Source organism: Paenibacillus sp. W2I17 (assembly GCF_030815985.1).
Taxonomy (GTDB): Bacteria; Bacillota; Bacilli; order Paenibacillales; family Paenibacillaceae; genus Paenibacillus.
Window position 1 is genome coordinate 2569152 of the sequence record NZ_JAUSXM010000001.1, and the last position, 24572, is coordinate 2593723.

Consider the following 24572-nt stretch of genomic DNA (forward strand, 5'->3'; position numbering starts at 1 on the left):
ATTATTAATGATATCAGGCGAAACATAGAAAAAGCCGCATGATCATGAATGAAGACACGCAACATTTCAAGCATATGACGAGGTGATATAATTCTGTAAAATGCTCAAGCTACTTGGGATAAACACAGAAAAGGGCTGAACCAATGCTAGGTCCAGCCCCATCCTTGCATCTAAGTTTTAGTCTTCCAGTACGTCGATAACAACCATGGCTTTGGAATGCGTATCCTTCAGCACTTCACAAGTAAATGTAAATGGTTGCGGATCGCCCGTTGATGCCATACCAATCGAAAATCCAGGCATGACTTTCAGCTTAGGAATAGTGTACACAGCCTCCACGTCGAAGCCATCTTCATTCTTCCAGTTAGTCGTGCCTTCAAGAAGGTATGTTCCTGGGAACACATCCGAAGCAACCGTCATACTTTGCGTAGTATCTGGCGCTGCATAGTAATAATCAGCAATAACTTTATCTCCCTCATTGAGAGTGGGTTCCGTAAATGTCACAGTAGTACCTGTAATAGGAGATGCAGTGAGTTTGGCATCCATAGATGATCCGTTTGATGTTTTGAAGAAATGCGCCAACTTGGATGTAAGTGGGGCATGACTAAGTTTGATTTCTCCTGTCTTAGCCACTTCAAGAACCTCTTTTTTATGCACAGGTTTAGTTCCTTTTACAAATTTAGATCCTGTAAGAACAGCGAGGGATTCTTTGGAGATCAAAGCATCTTCCATTGTCATGGTTACATCTTTCTCGGAATCCCAGCCAATTAGCTTCGGATGCCCTTTTCCACCACGTGCATATACGGTCTGTCCAGCAAACTCCATCGACGATGTCGTCAAACTTTCCAAATAGACAACCGGTTCCCCAGTCTTAACATCTTTCAATACTACATCCAAAATTTCACGTGATCCATATCTGCTCATAAAAAAATACCTCCGATAGTTTTATATAGTTTAATTTGATTGGTAACTCTGCTTTTTAATTTAATGGAGAAATCCAATGTTTTAACTTGATACTTTTGGAATCCGCCCCATGCAATAAAGCCTGAATGTTAACTTCATAATCATCTAATAGCTTCATGCGATTAAACTGATCATTGAATTGAAAGAAATTCAGATCAAATACATTAAGAATGTTGATTCCATTGGCGTTAGAACTCAAGATGGATATCAAATCGGTAAAAGTTAAAGCGTCCTCCGACGATGAACTTTCTTTTAATTCACGCACTCTGCGTTTTCGTGCAAGCATCTTTTCTCTTAATGCACTTGCTCGCTCATTGAGCGGATTGAAATCATCATCCTGCTTAGTCACTACACAATGTTGAATCTGAATGATTTTGACGATATGTTCCAGATCCGGATAGGACAAGCTGATGTCACCAGCCATAATACATGAATCCGAATAACTGAATTGAATGGCAACGTTAAGAAAATAATGAAAGGCATTCAGATAAGTAGCAACCAAGCTTTCGTTCCTGCTGTACAATAGTAGTTCAATCAACGTACCATCATACTCTTTCAGTGAAAGCGATGGATAAATATCCTCTATCCTAAGACTGACCAGATTTAGCTTTTCATTAAAGTTCTCATATCCTTCTTCAACGATTGCATCCAGTGACTTGGGAAAAATATTAAGACCTTGAAATACGATAGGCTTGTTAGCCAGCGTTCTTAATTTGATGTACTGTACATTCATCAAGCAAAATCCAGCATGCGATAGGCAATGCTATCCCCATAGTAGTTAGAGTTTATATCCAGAACATCCATCTTATAAAACTCCAATCGTCCCAAGCCCAAATCTTGATTCCTGGCGAAAAGTTCATCAATTTTACTGATAATATAATCCGTGCGTAACAGCTCACTATTGGACTGACATAGCTGACGATGAGTGTATACATTAAAACACAGAATGCCCGCTTTATACTGATGCTGAACAGGTAGAATATTCTCTAGCGAGATAGAAACTACAGTTTTCAGTACATCTTCATTTTCACCGGGAATGCATCGGTGCGGGAAAATCCGTTTGTATATGTATTGTTTCGGATCAACTACAATGGATTGTTCTAGATAATCCGCTGTATCATAAGCAACAGCCTTCATCAGATCCTTTGACGTCAGCAACTTGTCAATAATCTTTTCTCTCGTGCTACTTAATTGAATGAATGTGGATCGAACCATACAGCACCTTCTTTTTTGAGTGATGGAGCAGCCCTGACTTGTGTCTGCTTAAAATAAATTTTGACAGAGCAACTAGGATTCATTTCCAATTAACGTCCCCCTTCTACCTAAATGGTAAGTAGACAGCAAAGGTCCCTTCATGGGAGTCTTTTCCCTTGACTATCACTAAACACTCTCTTGAACAAACGTGGAAACCCTTAGTGTGACTGGCTTAGAGGTTATTTTCTAATGAAGCGCAGACCAGAAAATAAAAAAAGCAAACCATGATCAATACGATCATGATTTGCTTCAGAAACTGCTCATTCAGACAAATGCAAGGTAAGTACGGCCCGCTTGATGATATCCAGCTTTCTTGCAGTCCTTACAATACTTCATTCGATTGGACTTGGCCAACATGCGTTTTCCACAGATGGTACAGATCTTAATATTCTCGCCTTTCCATCGTAGGTACTCCAATACAAAATCATCGAAACGCTCCAAATAAAAAGCAATGTTATCATTCTCGCAAGCAAACTGCACTTGTACATTTGTTGAATCGACTCGCTTGCTTCCTATGAGATAACCCTGTTGAATCAGTTTATACACCAACAGCCCTTGATCCTTTTTACTAACTGCCATTTGACTATCACTGTATACTTCTTTCAAATCGTTATTAACCCAATACGTACTATTTTCGTTTATAAGATTGTTGATTTTGCTATATACCAGCATTACAAATGCTAATTTCTCTAGTCTTATGCTTTTTAATGCTTTGATCTTCTGGAGTTCATCAACCGTTATCGGTATTTTATTAATTTCAATCATTGTACTTTTCTGATCTTCTTTTCTCTTTTTTATCCAGTTCATGGTCTGACTGATGACACGTGTTAGATACGTATCCCATTGAACAGTATTATAATCTGGATAGTGTTGAGCCATAAATTGGTCTAATAACATATGAACTTCATGCTCGCTCTTCCCTTGTTCAAATTTATATTTGACCAGACATGCCAACGTTTTGGTTGGCTTCTTATCCATTTTCCCATGTGCAATGGCTTGCTCGGCATGATGACGTTCATTCAGAATAATTTTCAAGACGCTGCTCCTTCACATGCATTTGGGTCATTTTAAAGGTTCTTCCCGTGTATTCAATATCGCCCTCCGGATCTCTAACCGGATAATGGATGATGTGATCATTGCTAAGCAATAGATTGCGAATAATTTGATCCCCCGAGACATCCCATACAAATTGCTTTGATTTCTCCGCATTTCGATAACACATGTCCACAATCATATTGCACAGATCTTCTTCGTTATTGCAGATCTCCAGTGCCTGCTCCTTGAAACGTGAAACAAACAACTGCCATCGGGCTGATCTTTCTTCCTTTTTCACCTTACTCTTACGCAAGTTAGTCATATAGCTACGTAGCTCTTCGTTATGCATCTGATATAAACGTTGAATCTCTTTGTAACGAGCTTGTGAGTATTTTTTGGTACTCATCAATATCGTATGATCAAATGGACTCTCGGACTGTTTTAGCTTTAACTTGTTGAACTCTTCTTCCACTTGATGGCATAACCGGTTCATCACAGAAGGTGCCGTGGATACAGGCATTCTCTGTTCATACTGTGCCAGGAACTGTTCCTGATCCGGAGATAACTCCTTCTTCAAATACAACTCAACAACAGTCATGCCAAATAACTGCAAGCACTTCTGACTCGTTTTTTCTACATAGGTTGTATATTCTTTTTTCTGCTCCGGGTCATTGTATATGAAAAAATAAGGCTTCTTGTGTGCTACCATTTTCAAGGCAGACTCGTCCTTTACCGCAGCGCGAATATCATACCAGTGCTTCGGCATTTTTTTACATTCAATCCCTTTGGCCTGGTCAATGGCATTTTGTTGATAATGCTGACCACATTGAATTCGGTACATCATTTCCTGATATTCTGAACTTTGCTCATCATAATTGGCTAATACATCGAACATTGATGTGATTTTGTTCGTTGTAAAACCGATCAGATCACCAAAGCTGTCTTTGTTCGCCTGGATTAGATCCTTTTCATCCGGAATTTTTTGGGCTGAGGTTTTCTGTACACATACAATCGCATCAAGCTCCTGTATTGCCTCAAGAATCGTTTTATTATCTGTAGTTAAGACCTGATCACTATCCATATCTGCACCATTTAAAGAATGTGTCGTCGTATCCCATGAATTCAAGATCGTGACCGTGTTCATATAGCGATACCAATGCTGCATCTCATCTGTATTTTGAAAACGAAGCACCTTGATATTGTTATGACAAGTCATCGGAGCTCTGAAGCAAGCTACGCGGTCCTCATGGCGTTCATTCCAATATCTGGAGTAGAACTCACCTGAACTTAGCAATCCTGTTAAAGACAAGCCAAATATGCTCTGACACAATGTATAGGGATCACCAGATATAATGCTGAAATTGCCTTTAACTCTCAGAACTCCGATCTTGGCTTCATTCATTCGCTTACGTATTAAAGTATGAATTTTGCCCCGCACAAAAGGATCATCTATAAGTCGCGGGTCTACCATCAGCCCTTTAATATAATCATCTGGACTATTTCTATAATCGTTCTCATGGATGTGAATTCCTTTGAGAAATAACAGTGCCTTGCGATAGTCTTCACCTAGTACATCTTTAATCGAGTCTACCGTGGGACGAATAAGTTCACCAATCTCGTTATCATCCAATTGGAGCGACTGAATAAACTGGTAGTTTAAATGACGCTCATCCTCCAGTTCTTCGGGTGTAACCTTCGTTACGCTGAACGTGTAGCCATAATAACCGCAACATAACAGATAATCGTCGATACTGTTGTATGAACTCCATAGTTTGAGCATAGACGTTGTGATGATCAGGTCTACCTCTCGAATATCCACAGGATTACCCCAAGCATCGTCCACCATATACTTGCCTGCAACTCGATTAGCAAATTCGTGATAATCAAATGTAAAGACCATACCTTTACAGAAGCTATTACGAATACAAAATCCACTCGGGATATATGCATGTCCCAGCTCGGTTGCCCAGAGTTCACTAAGTGCAGGAGAGATAAGACCGAACCCGTCACTCATATTCATCTGAATAGGCTCATTTTTCCTACTCTCAATGCGAGGGTATTCTGTCTCGGTATCATCAATCTGAATAATATCTGCGCCAAATTCGGTTATACAATCATGAACAACCAATACCCGCTCGGGATGTGATACAGGCGTGCTTGTACTGCAAGCCAAGGCCTTATATGCCTCCAGTTTGGCAGGAACCAGCTCTTTATTGGGATCTCTGCCGTTATTCAATCTTTTCTCCAACAGCGGATGAATATCCTCACTCACATAGATGACCGTCGAACTTTTGGCTCCACCTGTCGTAGCCAGTAACCGCTTATATTTCTTGCCGTTGATGGAGAAAGCTTTCGATGAATTCAGCCGATCATAGTCTTTATTATTTTCAATGACCACCAGCAAGTAATCATCGGAAAACTTCAGATTTTTCAGTTCTTCATGCAATTTCTTCATTGCTCTTTTATGTTCAGCATTGGTTTTCAAGGCTTTTAATCGTTGGATTTCCAGCTTGATTCTAGCCAGATCTTGTTCCCTCTCCTTGTAGCCTCGAATACGATCTATAAAACGAAACACCTGATGGTTTCCAATAGATGCCACTTCTCCATTTACTGTCGCTTCTTGATAAGTAAGATGCAGATCATAATCCGCTTTTCTAATTCTGGAAGATGTAATTTTATAAACGTATCTCAATCGATCCTGATATGCATTGCCCATTCCCGATTCCCCCTGTTGCTTCCTGTCCTGATTAAATAAATTATAGAGTAGACCCGCACGATTGGCGCAGGCAAACAGGACGATCAGGGGATGAAAAAAGAAGAATATTTGTTCTATTCTGGGGAGAATTTAAGGGTCACTCCGGGGCTAGATTCATTTCGTTTCGGCATATTTCTGCGTCTCTAGCACTATGATAATTTCCTTTTTAATGATATAGTGAATTGAAGCGTTTTTTTGAGCTGACATACTTTTTAACGGGGCTGGGATGAATGAAAGAAACCTTATCCAATCAAGAGGACATCGGCTTTTTATTTAATGTCGATATACTTATTAAGAGCCGCTCAAATGCATTGGCACTGCAGTCCCTGTTGGAGTTCATAAACAATGAAGAACAAATTGCGGACTTTCGGATTCAATCCGGCATAGAGCTAGGCAAAATTATTGAAGCGACACTCCAGTCCAAGAAGGACTCTTTCGTCACACTTCACAACGAACGCAAAAAAGCCAACGCAGCACAGAAGGCGTCCACTGCAGCTCAGACACCTGCCTCACCTGCTCCAGTCAAAATACAGAATCAACAAGAAAAACCGGTTAGCGAGAAAAAGCCTGCCACCCAAACATCCAATGTATCCGATGGAAACTCGTTTGACGCGTGGATTGACACGCTCATTAAAGAGAATAAACTCACCCGTATTGTTGTCAATAACAAGAACGGTAAACATCAGAGCATTCCTTGCCGTATTCTGAATTTTGATCGAGATACCAGTATTGTGAGCATCTACCATGTCGATGAAAAACAGGTGTATACGTTCCGAACCAATGAAATCGATGAGTTTCTGTAACTAACTTCATCGGATTAAAACAAAAAGCAACTTGCGTTAGAATGACGGGACATTCTAACGCAAGTTGCTTTTTTAGTTCTATGGTTCATGTAGGTTGAACCCTCCGAGATTTGTTTGGACCCATCAGGAACGATCCTTACCTCGCTGCCACACATCTAATGCCAATAACAACCATCCGGCAATGAAGGCTACCCCACCAATCGGTGTGATGGCACCCAGAATCTTGATGCCAGAAATACTAAGCACATACAAGCTGCCCGAGAACACAATAATTCCGATAAACAACAGACGCGCTGCCCACTTCAGTTTTGTCGATGCTCCAAGTTGACCAGCCGTCAAGCCAATAATGAGCAAGGCCAATGCATGAATCATGTGATATTGTACACCTGTCTCATATGTAGCTATGGCCGCGGGCCCAATTGTATCCTTGAGCATGTGAGCACCAAACGCACCAATCGCCACCGATAGCATGGTCATTACAGCTCCAAGCATCATCCATCTTCGTTGCATATAAGTTCTCTCCCTTAATTTAACTACAATTCACTCCTATTATTGTAGCGAATCCACTCCTCCTTTACCAGTCGGGACGGAGCTTCAAAGATCATATGTCTGTTTATACTTAACAATCCTATCCCTGCCCTATAAATTGTAGGAAACCAGCGTAAATCCTTGATTTTTATCGATAATTATGGAAAAGTAAACAGGTATGTAATCGTTGTATTTTAAGTGCAAGTTCAAAAAGATTGGTTTTCAGTACCAAGAAGATGGGATGAAGCTAGAAATGGAGTAGCGGAGCGTAGGGAAACTACGTGAGCAACGGACATTTCGGGTGAATCCCATATTCGATGATGATGATGCCGTTAGGCATCTTTCGTAATCAAAAGCGGACTTTTTGAACAACCTTTATAAGAAGAATCATTACTCATCGATTAGGTTAATAACACTCAGTACGATGATTAAGGGAGGCAAGTCAACATTATGGATAATCGCGATTCCTATAATTCAGGTTATAACAACACGGATCAGAATCCTGGCCATGCAGATCCATACAATAACAATGGGTATGAAGCATACCCGCCAGATCATGAGAGGCAACCAATGGCACCACTGAAACATTCCGGACCTGGGATCGCCAGCTTTGTCATTGGATTGGTTGCAATCTTGGGTTATATTCTGATATTCTTTATTGCCACCATGGCTGTAAACGAGTCCATCGGAGTTCTAAGCCCGTTGCAGACAGAAGAGATAGCCTTGCATCCAGCAGTGGTTCTGGCTTCATTAGCCATTCTGGTCTGCCTGATTCTCAATCTGGCCGGAGGCATCGTCGGAATTATTGGTCTTGTCCTCAAGAATCGAAAGAAAGTTTTTGCCATTATCGGAACCATATTAAATGGGATCATGATTCTGTTATTCGTTGGACTTATCTTGGTAGGCATGACGCTGATGTAACGCTTTGCATCAGCGTCATGTTTCCTTATAATTAAAATGAATGGGTTTACACATAAGTATAATCTATATTTTTTGCCAAAATCATTGTTTTCAAAGGAGATTGACATGTCACGAATCAAAATTTTTGCCGACAGCACAAGTGATCTGGCTCCAGAATGGATCCAGCAGCACGATATCGGTATCATCCCCTTATATGTCGTGTTCGGTGAAGAATCACTGAAAGACGGTGCTGAGATTAAGCCTGAACAGCTATATGAACGTGTCAGCCAAGATGGGCGTCTTCCCAAAACAGCTGCACCTTCCCCCGCTGATTTCATAACGGCATTTCAACCTTACATAGATCAAGGGGATGAGATTTTATATATCAGCTTATCTTCTGAACTTTCCTCTACCTATCAAAATGCACGACTAGCGAGTTCCGAGTTCCCGGAAGGGCGAATTTCGGTCATTGACTCACAGAATCTCTCATCAGGAATTGCGCTGATGGTGATGAAAGCTGTACATGCTGCTGATAAAGGGCAAAACCTGACTCAGATTACACACCTGATTGAGGCGATGAAATCAAATGTACGCACGGAGTTTGTCATCGATACACTGGAGTATCTGCATAAAGGCGGACGCTGTTCGGGCATGCAGAACCTGATTGGAAGCCTGTTGAAGATTCGTCCTGTCATCCGGGTAACAGATGGCAAGATGGCACCTGCCTATAAAGTGCGCGGCAAACGGGAGAAAGCTCTGGAACAAATGCTGAATAATACGCTCAGCCATAAGGATCAGATCGATCCAGACCTGCTGATTGTTGTGCACACCATGGCTGAAGAAGATGCGCTTGATTTGCAGAAGTCTTTGCAGGAACAAACGGGTGCCCGTGTGGAACTAACCACTGCTGGTTGTGTAGTATGCAGTCACTGCGGCCCGAAAACGATTGGAATCATCTATAGTACTGTTTTATAGTATTACACGCTACATCGTATCGTATTACCCAATCCAATCCTTTCTTCTAGATCTGTATGTGGTACATCCAATACTTGGACTGGCATACCGTTATAACTAAAAAGGGCATTCCGAGCTTAATCGCTCAGGATGCCCTTTAATATTTTTGCTAAACTTTTGAATGACCTACACTTGGTCCATTGCTCATTATGATAATGGATCAATAACTTTTGGTCCGCAGATCATCCAGACTTTTGAATGCGTATCCTTGCTTGCGAGCCTCATCAATGATGGAACCCAGAGCTTCCGTGTTATCTTTGGATACCGAATGAAGCAAAATGACAGCGCCCGGATGGAGTTGTTTCAACACCTGTTGATGAGCATATTGTGTACCACGCTGCACATTGGTATCCCAATCTTTATAAGCAACAGACCAGAACACGTTCACGTACCCTTGGGCATGACTCTCTGCAAGCGTACGATTGTTAAAAATCCCGCGCGGTGGCCGTAAAAAGGTCGCTTGTTGACCCGTCAGCCGATTGACCTCCGACTTGACCTTCTCGAGTTCCTCTCTAAGCTTTTCATTGGAGATGCGGGTCATATCCGGATGACTCCATGAATGATTACCGACAATATGACCTTCAGCCGCCATACGTTTGACCAACTCAGGCTGATCTTTCAGATAATGACCTGTCACAAAGAAAGCAGCTGGTACCTTCTTGGTACGCAAAACATCCAGTATGGCAGGTGTAAATCCATTCTCATACCCGTTATCAAACGTGAGATACAATTCCTTCTGTTTTGTATCCCCCAGGAAAATGGCATCGTTATGTTGTAAGATCGATTTAAAGCCTTCCTGATCAATGGAGGGCAGTTGACCGTTTTGACTTTTTTTGAAGCCAAAGTGATACGCTCCGGTAACCGGTGAGGCTTCAGTCTGTGCCGGTACCATACTGATGGACAACAGTCCCAACAGTATATATAGAACCATTCGCTTCATTCTATCCGCTCCTGTTCCTGAAAAATTCGGTTAGTCGTTTGCACACACGAATACCTTCAGGTAATATGCCACAGGAACGGCTAATGTATGTAAATCATCAACGATCGAAACGTTTATTTTCAGCTTGTGGCGGAGATTGATGGAACAATTCAAGTAAGGTCTGAGGTTTGCCACTGGAAGCAAGCCATTCCCTCACGGTCTGTATGGCACGGGTCTGTCCATCTCCCCGATCACGCCATGTAAGCAGCTCGATAACTTTGATAATCAAGGCCGACATATTGTGATTATCCAGTTCAGACCGCTCTGCCCTCAGCTTGTGATACAAAGCCTCCTGCTCCCAATCCAGTAGAATCTCATCACCGATGGTTGGCTTCAAAAGTGTATACGCTCTGTCACAACCTTTACAACGAACCGTGCTGACCTGTTCATCTATAAATTCCGCTCGGATATCCTGCTGGCAATCCGGGCATTTGAACCCAACTTGTATGTTTTGTATGTTTTCGTTCATGACATTGTTCCTCCTGCGATATGAGCATTTTGCATCATTCGATGCAAAAACTCCTTGGATATATGCATAATGCTTATGTATGTAATACATCTATACCCGATATTTTGTCGATTCACGCTTATTTTGAAGAAATCTGTAAGGTGCTATAATCTTGTAAATATGTTAAAATATTATACATATCATGGTAGGGAAAAGGCGGGATACTCATGTCGAAGGAAGAACGCAATATAACCTGGCAATCATCCAGCATCAACAGACAAGACCGGGAGAAGCATAATGGGCACCCTAGTCGTGCCATATGGTTTACCGGGTTATCAGGTGCAGGAAAGTCATCCCTTGCATTTGCCCTGGAGCAGTATCTCTACGATCAAGGCGTACGCTGTTATGTTCTGGACGGGGATAATGTACGTCATGGACTGAACCGTGATATCGGTTTTACAGCAGGGGATCGTCAAGAAAATCTGCGGCGAATTGGTGAAGTATCGAAGTTAATGGTAGATGCCGGGTTGTTTGTACTTTCGGCTTTTATCTCTCCTCATGAACAGGATCGGGAGATGGTTAGACAGTTATTTGAACCAGATGATTTCATTGAAATCTATGTGCGCTGTTCAATCCAAGAATGTGAGCGTCGTGATCCCAAGGGTCTATACAAAAAAGCCCGCAATGGTGACATCCCGCATTTCACAGGCATTTCCGCCCCCTATGATGTACCCAAATCTCCTTCATTTATCATCGATACAGAGCAATGGTCCATTGAGGAAGCCGTGCAAGAGATCGTACAGCATTTGGAGCAGATTGGTGCTCTTCAACTGCCGCTTCCTACGAAAACAGCCCTCGTTCATTAATTCTTGCTCATTATACTAACTACTTACATGAAAGGCGCACCAATCGTGGCGCGCCTCTTTACGTGATACCATTGCTGTTTATACCATAGATAAATGAATAAAGAGAAAAAGATACATACTCTATCATCACGTTTGAACGTCTTCTGATGTCCACTCACTTACTGCCCCACAACACCCGCTTGCATGTTCAAAAGTTTGCTGAAAGTCCCTACCGGATCAGTAGATAACTGCTGGTACCCGCCCTCTTGAATCACCCGACCTTCATCAAGCACAATTACACGATCTGCCGTCCGAATCGTGGACAATCGGTGTGCAATCACGATAATGGTCACATGTCCTTTTAGCCGTTCTAACGCCTCATGAATGTACTGTTCATTCTCGCTGTCCAGCGCACTCGTTGCTTCATCCAGTACCAATACAGAAGGATTCCGCAGCATGGCCCGGGCGAGCACCAATCGCTGACGTTCGCCCCCCGATAGCCGAATACCCCGATCACCGATAATCGTATCCAGACTCTGAGGCAGCTTCCGCACAAAAGCCGCAGAGGAGGAAAACTGCAAAGCCTGCCACATCTGTTCTTCACTTGCATTTGGATCAACCAGACGCAGATTCTCACGAATACTCGTATGAAACAGGAATGGGTCCTGGGAGACATATCCGATGGAACTTCGCCAGCTCAATAATCGTTCTTCTGACAGAGGCACACCGTCAATCAGAATACGACCAGTTTCAGGCCTTACGAGGCCCATAATCAGATCTATCAGCGTGCTTTTGCCTGCTCCGGATTTACCTACAATTGCGGTCATGCCCCTTGCTGGAATCGAAGCTTGCACATTTCTCAATGAGTAAGCATCACTTCCCTCATAGCGATAGCAGACATCCTCACAGGTGATAGATTCCTTCAGTTCCATAGGTTGAATCCCATCAGTTCCAACGTCGCCTGCTGAAGCAATTTCTGCACTAATCTCACGACTCTTCGCCGTCTGCGCTTGCAGTTCTCTAACTACCCGAAACGCCGGCAGCATGGAGCTGATGTACTCCAGATTGGACTGAATTGCCGTAAACCTTGGCCATAAGCGGGAAAATATAAGGATGATGAGCAGCAGACTTGCTGGAGGCACCGTCATTACACGGAGAGAAAGATAGATAAATGCCGCAATAATGATTGCCGCGGACATCCGGTGAATAAGCTGTGTCCCACTGTTCAATTGGCTAAATTGAATGACATTGCGTTCTATCTGTCTGCACATGCGCTCAAACCAGTTCATGTGTGAGCGCTCAAGCATGTTGCTTTTAATATCCTTAATGCCGTTAAAATGCTCGGTAATGCCGTTATAATAACTTTGGGAAAATTCAGAGGTCTGGTCTCCGATCTGCTTGGCCCGCTTGACGAATTTTCTCAAGACAAAAAATAATAACAATCCACAGACCAGCACAAGTGCCGTCAACTTGGCGGACAACCAGAAAGCAAGACCGATCTGAATACCCGTAAAGATCAGAGAGGCTGCCATTTGCAGCATAATGCTCGTTCCCTGGCTCACACGTGCAAGTTCAGTCGTTAATATATGGTTAAAATCGGATTTTCGTTTTTGGAGAAAAAATGACCACTGCGCCTTAATGATGGCACCATAGGTTTCCATGCGCAGCGTTCGTACAAATTGCTGCTGGATTCGCGTATTACGGATCGTCTGGAGACGCTGCATCCAGGCCTGTCCAGAGACAATCAACACAAAGGTGAACAATACGAGTAACAATTGGCTATTTTCAGAAAAACGATTCAACACTTCGCCAATCCAGGGAATGTTTAAGCCTGTGAAGCCCATCTCAAATATGCCAATCAGACTCAGCATCGGAACAAGCATGTAGATACCGATCCCTTCCATGAGACTGATACAGATCATCCCAAGCAGATTCCAATATAAAATGGGCCCCGTGACATGATGCAACTTTCGCATGAAATACCTTAATTCCGAGATCATACTTTACCCCTTTCCGTCACCGTATACCTTTTAATTCGCCGCCAGAACCAGAGAAACGGACGTAACGGAAAGTACAGAAAAAACAAAGAACGCGGAAGTGGCAGTTGATCCACATCCCATGTACTTGGATATAAACGTTCAATAAAGAAAAACCATTTCTGTTTGGTACTTCGAAGTTTAAACAAATACGATTGATAAGACTTCATATCAGCCGGACTTTCCAGCATGTCGTTCATGAACTTTGCGCCTTCGTTGGCTAATCGCTTGCCTGTACGGTCACTTAAGGACATCAAGGACCTGTACTCTACATCAAGCGGCGTATTCAGCAGATCTGAGGCTAAGTGAAGAGCCTGTGAACCGATCGATAAACGTCCCTCCGCTTTCAGACGTCTCTCTACTTTCTTCACATCGAGTGGCATGCTGCGGATCATCTGGTCGATATCCAGTAACCAGCGCAGTCTGAACCAGCCGTGTCTTGCACCATGGGTTACGAGATAGGCCCATAGATCTTCTTGTTCAAGCATACGGACAGGTGTCTGTGTGTATGAACTGAACCGGCTTCGTTTCCACAGCAATTCAAAATCGGTTTCTCTGCCCGAATCCGGATTCAGACGCCAATGGATCTCCACTTGAGTCATTTTGACCGGATGTGTGTAACAGATATGATGTTCCCGCCATTTCCAGCTGCGCACCGTAGGTGCCCGCTCCGCTTCCTTGGATACGTATCCGAGGGTAGCCAGAATGCCTTCAGCCGCCTCCACATCATCAAACGGAATCAGGATATCCAAGTCTTTGGAGGTTCGCATGGATACATCGCCATAGAGATCATGGGCGAGCGCTGGTCCCTTTAGTGTAATATTGCGGATGCCGCGTTCACGAAAAGCTCCGCACACTTGCTCCATCTCAGCTGTCAGATGTAACATGCGGAACGTATTGACCGTATATTGTTGTCTCAGACTCTCCATAACATCTGCAGGAATGATTGCAGAGTTCAATTCTTTCATTTTCAAATAAAGGACAGAGTATAAGCGGTGATGATAGACAAGCCGCAGAAAGAGCTGCCAATCGGTTCCTTGCAAACCCGCCTTGAGTTCTTCAGGGGATAGAGCCGTCAGATCACCTCTAATCATGCTCAAAATCAGCTTAAGCTCCTTCGGAAACCCTGATGAATAGAGTTCACTTTCATGTATCATAGACAATCTCCCCAGATCCCTTCTCCGGACACCGTTTGCCAAACACACCGACAACCGTATATTGGTCCATAGTATCAGCTCCGGTCACGATCAATTTACCACTTCGCAGCCAGGCATGAGCCATCATATGTCCTTGCTTATTCCGTGCTGTCCCCATGTATAACGTACTCTCTATCTTGCGTCGCTCAAGCATCTTCATCCCGGCAATCGCCATTACAAGGCAGCGGCTTTCCCATAACGTATATTTGCTGGCGAGCGATATCGCTTTGGAAATATTCCGTATAGTGATGACCTCGCTGCGATCAAGTCCTGTCATCGGTGTTTCAACCATAGGTGTACCCAACCCTGGCGCGATTTTGGCAAATGGCATAGCCTTCTGTATGCGTGCCCAGCCAAGGAGGATATAGGCCTCCCATACCAGTCGACGCATCGACCGCGGGAGCGAGAGATAAACCTTTATTTTTCGCAACATGGTTCTACACTCCGCGAGTAACGTCGATTAAACCTTCACGGGACAGATGTTCAAGGAATTGCACCACCTGCTCACGACATACATCTGGCTCAATTTCATACTCCGCAGCAAGTACCTCAACAACTTCACCCAGCGTGCGTTCTTCTGCGATCAGGTCCCAGATTCGTCCACCGGTACTCCCCAGATTGTAGTATTTTCCAGAGCTAATGCTCATCATAACTTTCTCACTGCCCATATCACTGACCAGATTGCCTTCTTTCCGGGTTACCCGGTCTTCCACATTCATCGGCGTAGTCGCTGTCATTGTCCTGAATGCACTCCTTTACGTATATGATCTGTGATCCGATCCACCATCTCAAATGCTGTAAACTCAGCACCCGTTCTGACCAATCTGCCAATCTCCACACTTGCTGAAAGTCTTGAAGCCGTCTCGAACAACCACTGTGCCAGCCCCTGTCTTGCAACGAGTCCACCACGGAACGTATGCGAGCATAACAGATGCAGTCGTTCTAGCCCCGTCACTTCAATCAGTTGAACAGATGTATGTTTTTCCTCCGGTTGTGGAGCAAGTTCGAATATTCCACCTAGTGGCACAGCCATCTCATGAAAATAGTGCTGAACAGGTATCGCATACTTGGTAATCTCCGCGTGAACCGTTGCATAATCCTGTTCCTTCATTCCGAAGCCATCCAGACTGGGCTGCCATAACTTCTGTTGCGGGTAACCAGGTGATACGATAGCTCTTCCTCCGGCATCCCAGGTCAGTGCAACAACATCATCGGTGAGAAGCGGATATCCGCGTGATGCCAGTGCGGCCGACAGTGTCGATTTGCCTGCTCCCGAATGTCCGACAAATGCGTAAGCCCAGCCATCAATAACCACTGCACTGCCATGCAATGGAAGAATACCACGCTGCATCATAATGACCGCCATACATGTGCCCAGGATGAATAATCTGACCTTTTTCTCATCTGCACCCGGTATGGGGGATACAACAATGCGCTTTCCTTGTTCCATTAGAAACAGACCTGTATCTTCGATTTTGAAAAAAAGACTGCCCTCTCGTGCCACAAAGTTGTCGTTGCCTACATCCCAATCCTCCCACAATGGGGTCAGATCTGCAGACTCGATGTGTACATCCACTACATCATAATCCGTCTCCGCATTCTTGGGTGCAATCTGAAGTTCAGGCATTCGAATTTGGCTCGACCAGCGCAGACCATACGCTACATAATGCACAAGCAACAATGAACGACGCCTCCTTCGTAATTAAATGTAAAAAAAGCCCTTATATTCATGTTGCTCAATATAAGGGCGGAGGCGAAAAGCTGGATTTGTTGCATTTCCGCCCTTTAAGTATGATGACACGTTTTGGAACTAAACAACTTAGGAAGTTGGATCGTACAGATCGGCATCGTGAACCGTGATCCAGTCAATTTGTCTGTAGCCAGTACCGGCCATCGTTTGATTGACTTCCAACACTTCAAGAGCTGGTGCTTGCCATTCCTTTTTTTCCATTTGCATCGTATTCACCTCCTTTCATGTGCCCTCATTCAGAATTTTCGAATGAACCGATAGACGATCAGACTATGCATCATCAATCGCAGATCTGGATGTGAAGCAAGTTCAGGTCTTGGACTCGGAAAATTGGCCAGGGCAGACTTGATACGCTCCGTGTTTAATATGCCAGCAACCTTGCTGTCAGAACACAAAGCACGTAACTCAGCCGTAAAGGCATCCCAATTCGGAATGATGCGATGCAGCCAATCCGCCGGTTGTACACCCCGTACCCGTTGATTCAGCCTGACCTTGTCAGGTAACTCCGGTGAAGTAGCCCGGCGAATCAATGAACGATCCGTCCCTTGTTTCACATATTGTTCAATCGGAACGGACAGACAGAACCGGATGACTCTGGCATCACTTGTCGGATCACGTTCCCAAGCGCGGTAACGCAGAGAACATTTTGTAGCTACAGCACCGTTTTTGTTCGCAATGGCCAGATTATTGAATTTCTCGGCACGCACTTTGAGTGCATCAGCCTGGGCACCGCCCTGCAGAACAATAATGGATTTGAGTCGTTCCAGTACACCCGTTCTCTGCGCAAAATCAGGATGAATCAACTGTACGGATGCGGCCTGGCTGGCTCCTTTGGACTGAGCCTTGAACCAATCCGGATATGCCTTTTTCCCGGTGATCTTGGCTATACGGGAGAAAGGCATGCCAGTGCGTTCACTGTACTGCTGCATCTCACGGAACCAGCGGTACCAGCGGCCACTTTTCAGTAGACTGGCGTAATAATCCAGAGCCGGTCCCCAGGAGATGGTGAAATTACCACGTGCTCCTGTGAGCAGAATACCTGCATCCTGCTGGCTCGCTTTTTCATAGAATCCGCGAATCCAGAACGAATTTTCAAAGTATTTATAGGGCATTTCCATAATGTCGAGCCAGGTGTCTACTTCACTGAGAGGACTTCTGCCTTCAAAATCCAGATAGTTCTCTGTGATATTCCCGACGTGGTTAATGGTCGAACGTATGAATGGTCTCTCGTCAGCAAGCAACGTTTTCGACGTGTAATCCGTAAAATCCGGCACGGGAACATAGCTATAAGCATGCAGCCGTTTGCCCTGACTTCTCAGTGTACCGGAAGCAAAACCAAACCACGGCTCCCGAGTCCAGCCCGCCACTTAATGCAGCAGCCACCTGCCTGTGAGTTCGTAGTCGTGATCCGACCGCCTGCCCAAAGACCTCTCGAAACGCTTCTACATACTCACCATCGGATTTCAGCCTTAGAGGTTCGACTTCATTCCAACGATGATATTGCTTCAGCTCCAGTCTCCCATCCCGGAAAACAAGTGTATGTGCGGAAGGCAGCTGGCTTATTCCCCGATATACGGTTGAATTGATATCTGCTGAATCATGCATGTCAGGAATGGCAAGGAATTCGGACAGCCAGGTCTCATCAAGTTCTTTATGTACCCCTTCAAGCCCGAGCAACGGATTCATCAGTGTGCAGAAAGCAAAACGTGAACCATCATGTCGGTAATAAAAAGCTCTCATGCCTGTAATGTCTCTCGCTGCATACAGTTTTCGATTCCGCTCATCCCATATCGCGAATACAAAATCCCCCAGCAATCGGACAGCTACATCGTCTCCCCAGCGCTGATAGGCACGCAAGATCAATTCACTATCCGATAACATCGCCAGTTCAGCTCTGGAGATCTGTAATTGATCTGCCAGTTGTTCCCGGTTATCCAGAATGGCATCTGCCGTGATGGTCAGACCACTTACCTCATCATATAAAGGCAACTTCTCGCTAACCGATTCCGGTGTAATCCATTGGGCATGACAGCTGAGGAACGCCTCATTGCCTTTCCACACCCCTGTTGTATCCGCAGGGACATGCCCCAGGCTTGCGTACAGACGCCAGCTGTCTTCCCATAGCGCCTGCTGACCATCGTTGTGTACAATTCCTGCTATAGCGCTCATGACTTGCCTCCCCGTAGAATCTTGCGCTGTGAAGCCCAGGCGCTAATCTGATGACCAAATGGTACCCATGATTTGATACGCTGTATTTTGCTTTGAGCAGAAGCCAGTTGGACTTTCAAACGTTCTCGCTCAGTGTATCCTCGTTCCAGACGATGATCTGCCGCCCTTAGTGCGGCCTGCAGCTGCCTAATCGTTGCCAGTGCAGCCAGTGTGGGATCTATCTTCTCAGGTTCTTCGAGAGCTGAATCATTCCGATTTTCATGGGAATCATGGACGAGTGAATCAGCTGGCTGCATCCGATAGTGCTGCTGCCAGTCGCAACCAGTCGCTGTCGTCAACTGATGCGTAATCCGCTCGATGACCTCTTGATCCGGACTTGCATCATAATGTACACCCGTCCATTGTTCGGCTTCCGCCAACTGTTCACTGTACCCCATTCGATGGAATAGATCCGCTCCCATTACACGGCAATACAGTTCAACTTCATGCGGTTCTAATATGTTTTTCCAGTTGTTAACAGAACCCTGATGTGCCTCTTGATGCGAAGAGAGGAAAGGATCACCCACGCCCATACTGTAGAACATGTCAGACTTGGCACTGTCCAGAAAATGTCCATACTGCTCCATACCCTGTTCATATCGAATTCCCAGAAACGCGCATAGTTTTTCAAGTTCTTCCTGTGGATTGGAAACCAATCGTTCATATTGCAATTCATACGCATTGGAGTGTGGTTCGGCAAAATAATCATTCAAGCGGAGCATACCCAGTGTGAGATCTACAGATTTCATATTTAATTTGGAGCTCTGTAAACTATGAGTCAGGTCGAATCCTTCACCTGTATGGCGGTTTACCTTTTTGAATGATGCTGCTATGGCCAGAGGATTACGCTGGAGATGAATGCGCTTGGACTGTGGGAACAGACGATCCAGCCATTCTAGCATGTAATAATAACGCGGAGATTTATCAACGACGAAGTCTGCTCCGCTCCCTTCCAGGAATCCATTGTAGATCTCAAGAGCAAAACTTCTGCACGCCTTTTCGAAGACATCCTCGGATACCATGGCATTGTAGAACTGACGCATGATGGAGCTGCCACCATAAGCACGTGAATCGGTTTTTGGCAGATCGACAAGACTCATCAGAAACCACATTTCCTGGGTGGCGAATATACGACTGTGATTTTGCAGCATGACTGTGGATAATGAACTACCACTGCGGGGAACACATAGTAAGAAAACAAGTCCGTTACCTTGAGCGTCGATCAATGGCAGCCTCTCCTCTGTTCAATAAAATAAGCATGCAGCCGGGATAGACCAGACTCTACTTTTGTGTTTGGCAAAACGAATACTACGCAAACTATTAGGTCAGTATTTTGCAACATTCCGTCGGAACCTTACCCGAGAGTGATGCAAATACATGTATTCTTTCGACAACTCTCAGATACAATATGTATTTATAGTTTTACTCTATGATACAAAATGTATCATGTCAATCTTTTATTTTCACCTTTTCATAAATTCTTACTCTTTCACTGTATTCTGCTGTCTGTCGTTTAAGCACTTATTCATGATCAACTATGTTCTGATTGCACAAACGCGAATAAGCTCCAGACATGTTCTGTGAGGAACAATGCCTGAAGCCATACGTAATCCGTTGAGAAGCTTACTATGAAAACCGTTGGACAATCATCAGGTCAATTTTACATTTGAACTTTTCCCAGGAGCTCTGAAGCTCCCATTACGCCCTTCTTCCTGATCTGCCAGTGTAGCATCCTGCATCCCCTTCTGTACCTTCACGGTTAACAATACAGCAATGCCAGCGACGAAAAAGAAGATCAGCGACAGAATGCCCCAACGCGTGGAACCCGTGATCTGTCCGACATAACCGAATACAAATGGACCAAAGATCGAAGAGAATTTGCCTGTAATATTCACAAAACCAAAATATTCGCCTGTTCTGCCAGCTGGCATCAGATTGCTAAACAAGGAACGAGCTGTGGATTGACTCACACCCTGCACAACACCAACCAGCCCGGCGAGCACGTAGAAGTGGATCGCTTGTGTCATGAAATAACCGAGAATCACAATACATATGTAGACCGATAAGCTAACGATTAATACCTGCTTTGCTCCCCAACGCTGTGCCCATGCTCCCAGTAACAATGTACACGGGAACCCGATGAACTGGGTTAACAGTAGCGCGAGCATCAGGTCGGTTGTGCCGATACCTATACTTGTCCCATAGATTGTAGCCATCAGAATGATGGTATTAATGCCGTCATTAAAAAACCAGAAAGCCAACAACATGCGGATTAACTGGGGAAAACGCCGCATCTGACGAAAGGTCTGCCGCAGTCTGCGCACGCCCACCGCAGCATACCCTGTCCACGAGCCGGGCATGTCCGGTGATGCAGGCCGTCTCGGAGCATGACGAAAGATCGGTATCGAGAACAGCAACCACCACAACGAGACGGAGATAAAAGCAAGTCTTGTGCCTGCCAATGTACTGGTCATCCCGAACCAGCCCGGTTGCTGAATCATCAGCAGGTTCGCCGCAAGCAGCAAGCCTCCTCCAATATAACCATAAGCATAACCTTTGGAGGATATCATGTCCCTTCGTTCCACGGGTACCAGATCAGGCAGCATTGCATCGTAAAAGGTGTTCCCACCCGCAAAACCGATCGTGGATATGACCAGCAACGCGGAAGCAAGGAACCAGTCCCCTTCACCGATTGCGCTGAATCCCAATGTGGCAAGGACGCCTATAATTGCAAATACACGCAGGAAGTCGCCTTTCCGTCCTGACAAATCAGCTAGCGTGCCTAACAACGGTGTTAGCAGAGCTACGCACAACATGCCAATGGAGTGTGTATAGGCCAGGTAAGAGGCGGCGGTATCCGTATCCAGCGTTGCTGCAGCCACCGAAGCATAGAATACGGGCAGTACTGCGGCCAGCACAGTTGTCGCGTAAGCCGAGTTGGCCCAATCATACATAATCCAAGCCTTGATCGCCTTTTTATTCACATAAATCCTTCCTTTACATGCAACTATTATAATGATTGATGTCTTTCTCCTATTGTAAAGGAAGGATATCACACTTGTTCACTGTTTCTGTAAAAAATGGTGCAGTTCTGTTCTTACGACTCACCTTACCTCTGTGGTGAACTTGCGTAATTGTATCATTTTATATCCACTCTCATCACATATCGTCCTCGCCCGTGAATATACTTAATTACCGACAGGCCAAACTGTGCCGCGTAATCAATGGGGGGTGCCTACATGTCAAATTCACACCAGCCTTACTCGTTCGTCGTGTCGAAAGAAGATTGGTCGCTTCACCGCAAAGGGTACCAGGACCAACAACGCCATCAGCAAAAGGTGAAAGATGTCATCAAGCAGAATCTGCCTGATCTGATTACGGAAGAAAACATCATCATGTCTGATGGAAAACAAATCATCAAGGTACCAATCCGCAGTCTGGATGAGTACCGTTTTGTGTATAACTACCAGAAGCAAAAACATGTCGGTCAAGGAGACGGTGACAGTCAGGTCGGAGACGTCATCGGTCGTGATCCCTCTGCTTCGCAGAAACCCGGCAAAGGCGAAAAAGCTGGCGATCAGCCTGGTCATGATATTGTGGAAGCCGAAGTGAGTATTGAGGAATTGGAAGATATGCTCTTCGCTGAGCTGGAATTACCCGATCTGAAGCAGAAAGACAAAGACCTGATTGAGACACATACGGTAGTTTTCAACGATATTCGCAAAAAAGGTATGCAGTCCAATATTGACAAGAAACGTACCATTCTGGAGAATCTGCGTCGCAATGCAACGACCGGTACGCCAGGCATCCATCACATCAGTCCGGATGACCTGCGCTATAAGACATGGGAAGACAAAATCATTCCACAATCCAATGCCGTTATTATTGCCATGATGGATACATCCGGGTCCATGGGTTCATTTGAGAAATACTGCGCGCGCAGCTTCTTCTTCTGGATGACCCGTTTTCTACGCCGTCAGTATGAGAAAGTTGAGATTGTTTTCCTCGCCCATCATACGGAAGCCAAGGAAGTAACCGAAGAAGAGTTCTTTACCCGTGGCGAGAGCGGAGGCACCATCTGCTCCTCTGTATATATGAAGGCACTGGATATTATTGACAGCCGGTATCCACCTTCCAGCTACAACATCTACCCTTTCCACTTCTCTGACGGGGATAATCTGACCTCGGATAACGAACGGTGTGTTAAGCTGATCGGTGAGTTAATGAAACGTAGCAATATGTTTGGATACGGCGAAGTGAATCAGTACAACCGCAGTAGCACACTGATGTCGGCTTACCGTCATATCAAGATGGATCAGTTCATGTATTATGTGATCAAAGAAAAAGGCGAAGTGTACAAAGCTTTGCGCAGCTTTTTCCAGAAACGGGAAGGAGGCAGCGTTAGATGACAGATGAGATCCGCGACCTAGAATACGCTATTGCCGAGATTATGGAGATTGCCAATGGTTTTGGTCTGGACTATTACCCCATGCGGTACGAAATCTGCCCATCGGATATTATTTATACATTTGGAGCCTACGGCATGCCGACCAGATTCAGCCACTGGAGCTTTGGCAAAACATTTCATAAGATGAAAATGCAATACGATTTTGGACTCAGTAAAATTTATGAGCTTGTCATCAACTCCAACCCTTGTTATGCCTTCCTGCTGGATGGCAATTCCCTTATTCAGAACAAATTGATCGTAGCCCACGTATTGGCACACTGCGATTTTTTCAAAAACAATGCCCGCTTCTCCAAATCCAACCGTAATATGGTCGAAAGCATGGCTGCTACGGCGGATCGGATCAGCAATTATGAGATGGAGTACGGAACGGAAGCGGTTGAAGCATTTATCGATGCCGTGATCGCAATTCAGGAACATGTGGACCCACAGTTGATTAAACCCCGCCATTTGGACAAACAACGTTACATGGAGATGAAAATGCGGGAGCAGCGCGGTGAGAAAAAACCACGGCCGGAAGGTCGCTATGATGATCTATGGTCGCTTGATGATGTGAAGACCGAAGAAACACCCGCCGAAGGTATTCAGGTCCATCACTTTCCGCCTGAACCGGAGAAGGATGTCATGTGGTTTATTCAGGAATTCTCGGAAGTGTTGACCGACTGGCAGCGGGATATCATGAGTATGATGCGTGAAGAGATGTTATATTTCTGGCCACAGATGGAAACCAAAATCATGAACGAAGGCTGGGCATCCTACTGGCATCAACGCATTATCCGTGAACTCGATCTGAACAGTGAGGATACGATCGAATTTGCGAAACTCAACTCCTCCGTGGTGCAGCCATCCAAACAAAGTCTGAATCCGTATTATTTGGGACTGAAGATTTTCGAGGATATTGAACGACGCTGGGATAACCCAACCCGTGAAGAACAGGAACGTTGGGGCCGCAAACCGGGGCAAGGTCGTGCCAAAATGTTCGAGGTGCGTGAATTTGATTCCGATACCTCCTTTATCCGCAATTACATGACCAAACAATTAACCGAGGATCTGGACCTCTACGTATTTGAGAAAAAAGGCCCGGACTGGAAAATCACCGACAAGTCCTGGGAGAACATACGGGATCAGCTCGTATTTTCACGTGTCAACGGAGGTTCCCCTTATCTGGTCGTGCAAGATGCCGACTATATGCGGACCGGGGAACTCGTGCTGAAACATCAATATGAGGGCATCGAGTTGGACCTGAAATATATGGAGCGCACCATGCCTTATCTGTATCGCCTCTGGGGACGTACGGTACATGTGGAGACACGTGTCGAGGATAAACCGATCTGGTTTACGTATGATGGCAAGAAGCACCACCGCAAGTTTTTGTAAGGTTTTCAAGTATCATTAA

22 protein-coding genes and 1 pseudogene are annotated in these 24572 nt (G+C 44.9%); 6 read left to right on the forward strand and 17 right to left on the reverse strand.

The features are described 5' to 3' along the window. Nucleotides 1-177 precede the first annotated feature (177 nt). The 5 genes from QF041_RS11210 to QF041_RS11230 all read right to left on the reverse strand — a co-directional run bounded on the left by QF041_RS11210 (nt 178) and on the right by QF041_RS11230 (nt 5965). A complete protein-coding gene (locus QF041_RS11210) occupies nt 178-921 on the reverse strand; it encodes a hypothetical protein (protein ID WP_307414106.1) in 744 nt (247 codons plus the stop codon). A 55-nt stretch (nt 922-976) separates the two neighbouring features. Next, complete coding sequence (locus QF041_RS11215; RefSeq protein ID WP_307414108.1) at nt 977-1693, reverse strand: hypothetical protein; 717 nt, start codon at nt 1691-1693, stop codon at nt 977-979. Then, nucleotides 1693-2175 (reverse strand): hypothetical protein, encoded by a 483-nt coding sequence (locus QF041_RS11220; protein ID WP_307414110.1) that lies wholly within the window; start codon nt 2173-2175, stop codon nt 1693-1695. The genes QF041_RS11215 and QF041_RS11220 overlap by 1 nt, the downstream gene beginning before the upstream one ends. 303 nt (nt 2176-2478) lie before the next feature. Then, on the reverse strand, nt 2479-3249 hold the full coding sequence (locus QF041_RS11225) for a hypothetical protein (protein ID WP_307414112.1): 771 nt from the start codon (nt 3247-3249) through the stop codon (nt 2479-2481). Beyond that, on the reverse strand, nt 3230-5965 hold the full coding sequence (locus QF041_RS11230; protein WP_307414114.1) for a hypothetical protein: 2736 nt from the start codon (nt 5963-5965) through the stop codon (nt 3230-3232). The genes QF041_RS11225 and QF041_RS11230 overlap by 20 nt, the downstream gene beginning before the upstream one ends. 269 nt (nt 5966-6234) lie before the next feature. Here QF041_RS11230 and QF041_RS11235 point away from each other — a divergent pair, with 269 nt between their 5' ends. Next, on the forward strand, nt 6235-6807 hold the full coding sequence (locus QF041_RS11235; RefSeq protein WP_307414116.1) for a hypothetical protein: 573 nt from the start codon (nt 6235-6237) through the stop codon (nt 6805-6807). A gap of 123 nt (nt 6808-6930) precedes the next feature. Here the strand turns inward: QF041_RS11235 and QF041_RS11240 are convergent, their stop codons facing one another. After that, nucleotides 6931-7317, reverse strand: a complete 387-nt coding sequence (locus QF041_RS11240; protein WP_017689551.1) for a DUF423 domain-containing protein — start codon at nt 7315-7317, stop codon at nt 6931-6933. Nucleotides 7318-7785: 468 nt separating this feature from the next. Here QF041_RS11240 and QF041_RS11245 point away from each other — a divergent pair, with 468 nt between their 5' ends. Next, the gene (locus tag QF041_RS11245) at nt 7786-8256 is read left to right on the forward strand and encodes a hypothetical protein (RefSeq protein ID WP_307414119.1); all 471 of its coding nucleotides are present in this window, start codon (nt 7786-7788) and stop codon (nt 8254-8256) included. Between the two features lie 105 nt (nt 8257-8361). Next, a complete protein-coding gene (locus QF041_RS11250) occupies nt 8362-9210 on the forward strand; it encodes a DegV family protein (RefSeq protein WP_307414121.1) in 849 nt (282 codons plus the stop codon). A gap of 199 nt (nt 9211-9409) precedes the next feature. On the opposite strand, the gene pdaA is transcribed toward QF041_RS11250, so the two are convergent. Together pdaA and QF041_RS11260 are read right to left on the reverse strand one after the other, a co-directional pair. After that, nucleotides 9410-10189, reverse strand: coding sequence for a delta-lactam-biosynthetic de-N-acetylase (gene pdaA, locus QF041_RS11255; RefSeq protein WP_307414123.1), 780 nt, complete (start codon nt 10187-10189; stop codon nt 9410-9412). 97 nt (nt 10190-10286) lie between these two features. Beyond that, the gene (locus QF041_RS11260; RefSeq protein WP_221823056.1) at nt 10287-10697 is read right to left on the reverse strand and encodes a hypothetical protein; all 411 of its coding nucleotides are present in this window, start codon (nt 10695-10697) and stop codon (nt 10287-10289) included. Nucleotides 10698-10903: 206 nt separating this feature from the next. On the opposite strand from QF041_RS11260, the gene cysC reads away from it, so the two are divergent. Beyond that, nucleotides 10904-11542 carry an adenylyl-sulfate kinase gene (gene cysC, locus QF041_RS11265; RefSeq protein ID WP_307414125.1) on the forward strand — a complete coding sequence of 213 codons (639 nt, stop codon included), beginning with the start codon at nt 10904-10906 and terminating at the stop codon, nt 11540-11542. A gap of 158 nt (nt 11543-11700) precedes the next feature. Here cysC and QF041_RS11270 read toward each other — a convergent pair whose 3' ends face one another. The 9 genes and pseudogenes from QF041_RS11270 to QF041_RS11315 all read right to left on the reverse strand — a co-directional run bounded on the left by QF041_RS11270 (nt 11701) and on the right by QF041_RS11315 (nt 21695). Beyond that, entirely contained in the window at nt 11701-13518 is a 1818-nt protein-coding gene (locus QF041_RS11270; RefSeq protein ID WP_307416949.1) for an ABC transporter ATP-binding protein, read from the reverse strand. Beyond that, nucleotides 13518-14651: a nucleotidyltransferase domain-containing protein gene (locus QF041_RS11275; protein WP_307416951.1), complete on the reverse strand. Its 1134-nt coding sequence runs from the start codon at nt 14649-14651 to the stop codon at nt 13518-13520. The genes QF041_RS11270 and QF041_RS11275 overlap by 1 nt, the downstream gene beginning before the upstream one ends. 52 nt (nt 14652-14703) lie before the next feature. Continuing rightward, complete coding sequence (locus QF041_RS11280) at nt 14704-15186, reverse strand: lasso peptide biosynthesis B2 protein (protein ID WP_237176183.1); 483 nt, start codon at nt 15184-15186, stop codon at nt 14704-14706. A gap of 4 nt (nt 15187-15190) precedes the next feature. Continuing rightward, entirely contained in the window at nt 15191-15490 is a 300-nt protein-coding gene (locus QF041_RS11285; protein WP_017689560.1) for a lasso peptide biosynthesis PqqD family chaperone, read from the reverse strand. Then, nucleotides 15487-16434, reverse strand: coding sequence for a phosphoenolpyruvate carboxykinase (ATP) (locus tag QF041_RS11290; RefSeq protein WP_307414129.1), 948 nt, complete (start codon nt 16432-16434; stop codon nt 15487-15489). The genes QF041_RS11285 and QF041_RS11290 overlap by 4 nt, the downstream gene beginning before the upstream one ends. A gap of 138 nt (nt 16435-16572) precedes the next feature. Beyond that, complete coding sequence (locus tag QF041_RS11295) at nt 16573-16710, reverse strand: paeninodin family lasso peptide (RefSeq protein ID WP_174806426.1); 138 nt, start codon at nt 16708-16710, stop codon at nt 16573-16575. Nucleotides 16711-16739: 29 nt separating this feature from the next. Then, a pseudogene (locus QF041_RS31270) lies at nt 16740-18672 on the reverse strand (asparagine synthase-related protein). Beyond that, the gene (locus QF041_RS11310; RefSeq protein WP_307414135.1) at nt 18669-19937 is read right to left on the reverse strand and encodes a sulfotransferase family protein; all 1269 of its coding nucleotides are present in this window, start codon (nt 19935-19937) and stop codon (nt 18669-18671) included. Before QF041_RS11310 ends, QF041_RS31270 begins: the two are co-directional and overlap by 4 nt. A 423-nt stretch (nt 19938-20360) precedes the next feature. Next, the gene (locus QF041_RS11315; protein WP_307414137.1) at nt 20361-21695 is read right to left on the reverse strand and encodes an MFS transporter; all 1335 of its coding nucleotides are present in this window, start codon (nt 21693-21695) and stop codon (nt 20361-20363) included. A 255-nt stretch (nt 21696-21950) separates the two neighbouring features. Between QF041_RS11315 and yhbH the strand changes: the two genes are divergently transcribed. Both yhbH and QF041_RS11325 read left to right on the forward strand, forming a co-directional pair. Beyond that, nucleotides 21951-23120: a sporulation protein YhbH gene (yhbH, locus tag QF041_RS11320; protein WP_036609998.1), complete on the forward strand. Its 1170-nt coding sequence runs from the start codon at nt 21951-21953 to the stop codon at nt 23118-23120. Continuing rightward, nucleotides 23117-24553 (forward strand): SpoVR family protein, encoded by a 1437-nt coding sequence (locus QF041_RS11325; RefSeq protein WP_307414139.1) that lies wholly within the window; start codon nt 23117-23119, stop codon nt 24551-24553. Before yhbH ends, QF041_RS11325 begins: the two co-directional genes overlap by 4 nt. Nucleotides 24554-24572: the final 19 nt, after the last annotated feature.

Bases quoted from the DNA above. Each gene is read 5' to 3' on its own strand.
- QF041_RS11295 (WP_174806426.1), bottom strand. From the start codon at position 16,710: ATGCAAATGGAAAAAAAGGAATGGCAAGCACCAGCTCTTGAAGTGTTG.
- QF041_RS11260 (WP_221823056.1), bottom strand. From the start codon at position 10,697: ATGAACGAAAACATACAAAACATACAAGTTGGGTTCAAATGCCCGGAT.
- QF041_RS11215 (WP_307414108.1), bottom strand. From the start codon at position 1,693: ATGAATGTACAGTACATCAAATTAAGAACGCTGGCTAACAAGCCTATC.
- QF041_RS11240 (WP_017689551.1), bottom strand. From the start codon at position 7,317: ATGCAACGAAGATGGATGATGCTTGGAGCTGTAATGACCATGCTATCG.
- QF041_RS11245 (WP_307414119.1), top strand. From the start codon at position 7,786: ATGGATAATCGCGATTCCTATAATTCAGGTTATAACAACACGGATCAG.
- QF041_RS11280 (WP_237176183.1), bottom strand. From the start codon at position 15,186: ATGTTGCGAAAAATAAAGGTTTATCTCTCGCTCCCGCGGTCGATGCGT.
- QF041_RS11325 (WP_307414139.1), top strand. From the start codon at position 23,117: ATGACAGATGAGATCCGCGACCTAGAATACGCTATTGCCGAGATTATG.
- QF041_RS11230 (WP_307414114.1), bottom strand. From the start codon at position 5,965: ATGGGCAATGCATATCAGGATCGATTGAGATACGTTTATAAAATTACA.
- QF041_RS11275 (WP_307416951.1), bottom strand. From the start codon at position 14,651: ATGATTAGAGGTGATCTGACGGCTCTATCCCCTGAAGAACTCAAGGCG.
- QF041_RS11285 (WP_017689560.1), bottom strand. From the start codon at position 15,490: ATGACAGCGACTACGCCGATGAATGTGGAAGACCGGGTAACCCGGAAA.
- yhbH (WP_036609998.1), top strand. From the start codon at position 21,951: ATGTCAAATTCACACCAGCCTTACTCGTTCGTCGTGTCGAAAGAAGAT.
- QF041_RS11235 (WP_307414116.1), top strand. From the start codon at position 6,235: ATGAAAGAAACCTTATCCAATCAAGAGGACATCGGCTTTTTATTTAAT.
- QF041_RS11210 (WP_307414106.1), bottom strand. From the start codon at position 921: ATGAGCAGATATGGATCACGTGAAATTTTGGATGTAGTATTGAAAGAT.
- QF041_RS11220 (WP_307414110.1), bottom strand. From the start codon at position 2,175: ATGGTTCGATCCACATTCATTCAATTAAGTAGCACGAGAGAAAAGATT.
- QF041_RS11250 (WP_307414121.1), top strand. From the start codon at position 8,362: ATGTCACGAATCAAAATTTTTGCCGACAGCACAAGTGATCTGGCTCCA.
- pdaA (WP_307414123.1), bottom strand. From the start codon at position 10,189: ATGAAGCGAATGGTTCTATATATACTGTTGGGACTGTTGTCCATCAGT.
- cysC (WP_307414125.1), top strand. From the start codon at position 10,904: ATGTCGAAGGAAGAACGCAATATAACCTGGCAATCATCCAGCATCAAC.